Here is a 2657-nt window from a genome sequence, read left to right as displayed (position 1 = left end):
GGCTTGGGCGTCGAGCAACTTGCCCAGGCCGCAGCCGTGGAAGGTGTACAGGTGACGCGGCAGGGCTTCGACGTGCTGCAACGGCACGGCCACCACGCACGAGTCGCCATAACCGGTGGTCACGCCGTAGATCACGCCTTCCTTGTCCAGCAGCGAGTCGAGGAACTGCGCGCCCTTGGCGATGCGCTGGCGATAGGCGGCATCGTCCTGCAAGTGCGTGGGCGCCTGACGGTTGGCCAGGGCCAATACGTCTTCAATGCGCAAAGCGCGTTCGCCGAACGTTACCGGCTCAAGATGCGTCGTCATCGGTCTTCCAGAAAGGGTAAAAGTTGAACCATTGTTGGGGCGCTTCCAGGCAGAACTGGCCCAGGCGTGCGGCGTAGCGCGCGGTCCACAGGGCTATGACCTGCTCGCGGGTGCTGCGTTTCCATTCGATCAGTTGGGTAAACGGTTCGATGGTCAGGCGATAGCGGCCCTGGTGCTTGAGGCACATCAGCAGGTTCACCGGGCATTTCAGCAGCCCGGCCAGCAGCCACGGGCCTTGGGGGAAGGCAGCATCGTGGCCGAGGAAGTCCACGCGCACCGTGCGCCCGCCGTGCAGCGGCACGCGGTCACCGGCAATCGCCAGCCATTCGCCGTCGTCCAGGCGCTGGCTGAGCAGCAGCATGGTGGCCGGGTCCAGCTCGCTGACCTGGATCAGGCGCAAATGGGTCGCGCCGGCTTCGCCCAGCAGGCGGTTGAAGCGTTCGGCGTGCTTGGTGTGGACCAGCACGTTCATGGTGACTTTTTCGCCAATCTCCGCGAGCGCGCGGCACACTTCGAGGTTGCCCAGGTGCGCACCCACCAGCATCTGCCCGCGTTCGCCACGCAATTGGCCGCGCAATTGCGCCGGGTCGTTGATTTCGATCTGCTCGATGCGCAGCTTGCCGTTCCACACGTCGAGCTTGTCCAGCAGTGCATCGGCAAACGCCATGAATTGGCCGAAGACTTTGCGCTGGGTCGGGCGCAGTTCATCGCGGCCGCTCCATTGCGCCAGGCGCTGCTGGTATTGCCAGGCGCTCTGGCGCGCGGTGCGGCCGAACAGGAAGAAATACAACACGATGCCGTACAGCAGCGGGCTCAACAGTCGGCGCCCGAGCAGCTTGGCGGCGACAGCGGTGAGCTTCATCAGCCAGAAACTGCCGCGCTCTTCGCGGTCGGCCCAGTGTTTGCCGCTGTCGCTCATGCCTGCCACCGTCGCCACAGGATCATCGGTGCGCGCACCAACATGCCGAAGAACAGCCGGGTGTGCATGGCCGAGATACGCACGTTGTCGCGGAACAGGCGGAAGTGCGACAGGCCGTCGGCGGGGTAATGCACCTTCGTCGGCAGCCAGCGCATCGGCTGGTTGCGCCAGGCCAGGCGCACCAGGATGTCCGAGTCGAAATCCATGTGGGTGCCGATGTAGGCCGAGTCCATCAGCGCCAAGGTCGGCACCAGCGGGTACACGCGAAAGCCGCACATCGAATCGCGAATCTGCAGCGACAGGGTGTTGATCCACACCCACACGTGGGTCAGGTAGCGTGCGTACAGGCGGCCCTTGGGCACGCTGTCGTCGTATTCGGGGTAGCCGCAGATCACGGCAGTGGGGTGTCGGCGTGAGGTGTCGATAAAGTTCTCGACTTCGCGCAGGTCATGTTGGCCGTCGGCGTCCACTTGCAGGGCATGGGTAAAGCCCAGGCGCGCTGCTTCGCGGAAACCCGCCATCACGGCGCTGCCCTTGCCTTGGTTGCTCGGCAGGGTGAGCAGGCTGACGTTGTCGAGGCTCGCCAATTGCGCCAGCACCGCCGCGCATGCGGAACTGCTGCCATCGTCCACCAGCAGGCACGGCAGGCCGCTGTCGAGCAGGCTGTGGACCACGGCCGGTACGGCGGCTTCATGGTTGTAGACCGGGATCAGGGCGCAGGGGTTATGCATGATGCACCTTCTCATGGTTACCGCTCACCTTGTGGCGAGGGAGCTTGCTCCCGCTGGAGTGCGAAGCGCTCTCAACCCAGGCTGCGCAATTAACCTGGATGATTTCGGTCGCCTGTATTGGGGCCGCTTCGCAGCCCAGCGGGAGCAAGCTCCCTCGCCACAAGAGCTCAATCATCTGTCGGCTCCAGTTGAATCCGGCCACTGGAGCAGGCCGCGACGCCGTTACGGTAGGCGAAATACAGCTTGCTGCGTTCCGGGTCGAAGCGCAGGTGCAGTTCGATCTGGTCGCCAGGGCGCACCAGTTGCTGGAACTTGAGCACTTCCATGCCGGCAAAGGTTGTCGGCAGGTCGAGCAGTTGCTGGCCGAAGTTGAACGCCCACTCTACCTGCACCACGCCCGGCAGCACTGGCGTCACCGGGAAGTGGCCGCTGAAGTAGGCCAGGTCCGGCGGGATGCTCAGTTGCAGGGTCCATTCGCCGTCGGCTTCGACTTGCTCCAGCACGTCGGGTGCTTTTGGCCGGGGCGCGAGCAGCAGCGCTTCAATGTCGGCCTGGGGCAGCTTGCCTTGGCTGTTCAGGGGCAAGTGCCGCAGTAGACGCCAGCGACGCGGCAGGGCCAGGGCTTCGCAGTGTTGGCTGAGGTGTTGGCGCAGGGTTTGGGTGACGGTACGCCGGCCCTGGTTGCGCAGGGCATGCTGCCC

At 64.7% G+C, this 2657-nt stretch carries 3 protein-coding genes and 1 pseudogene; all 4 read right to left on the bottom strand.

Going from position 1 to position 2657, the window contains the following annotated elements; genetic code table 11:
* Positions 1 to 306 (bottom strand): aromatic amino acid lyase (locus L9Z73_RS28830; RefSeq protein WP_247408223.1); only part of this gene is annotated, 306 nt, incomplete at its 3' end.
* Positions 290 to 1225 (bottom strand): glycosyl transferase, encoded by a 936-nt coding sequence (locus L9Z73_RS28825; RefSeq protein WP_247408221.1) that lies wholly within the window; start codon positions 1223 to 1225, stop codon positions 290 to 292. The genes L9Z73_RS28830 and L9Z73_RS28825, both read right to left, overlap by 17 nt.
* A complete protein-coding gene (locus L9Z73_RS28820) occupies positions 1222 to 1956 on the bottom strand; it encodes a glycosyltransferase family 2 protein (protein WP_247408219.1) in 735 nt (244 codons plus the stop codon). Before L9Z73_RS28820 ends, L9Z73_RS28825 begins: the two co-directional genes overlap by 4 nt.
* A gap of 167 nt (positions 1957 to 2123) precedes the next feature.
* Positions 2124 to 2657: pseudogene (locus tag L9Z73_RS28815) on the bottom strand (AMP-binding protein); the annotation flags it as partial.

Source organism: Pseudomonas emilianonis (assembly GCF_023072625.1).
Lineage (GTDB): Bacteria > Pseudomonadota > Gammaproteobacteria > Pseudomonadales > Pseudomonadaceae > Aquipseudomonas > Aquipseudomonas paraveronii.
This window is presented reverse-complemented; position numbering and strand designations above follow the sequence as displayed.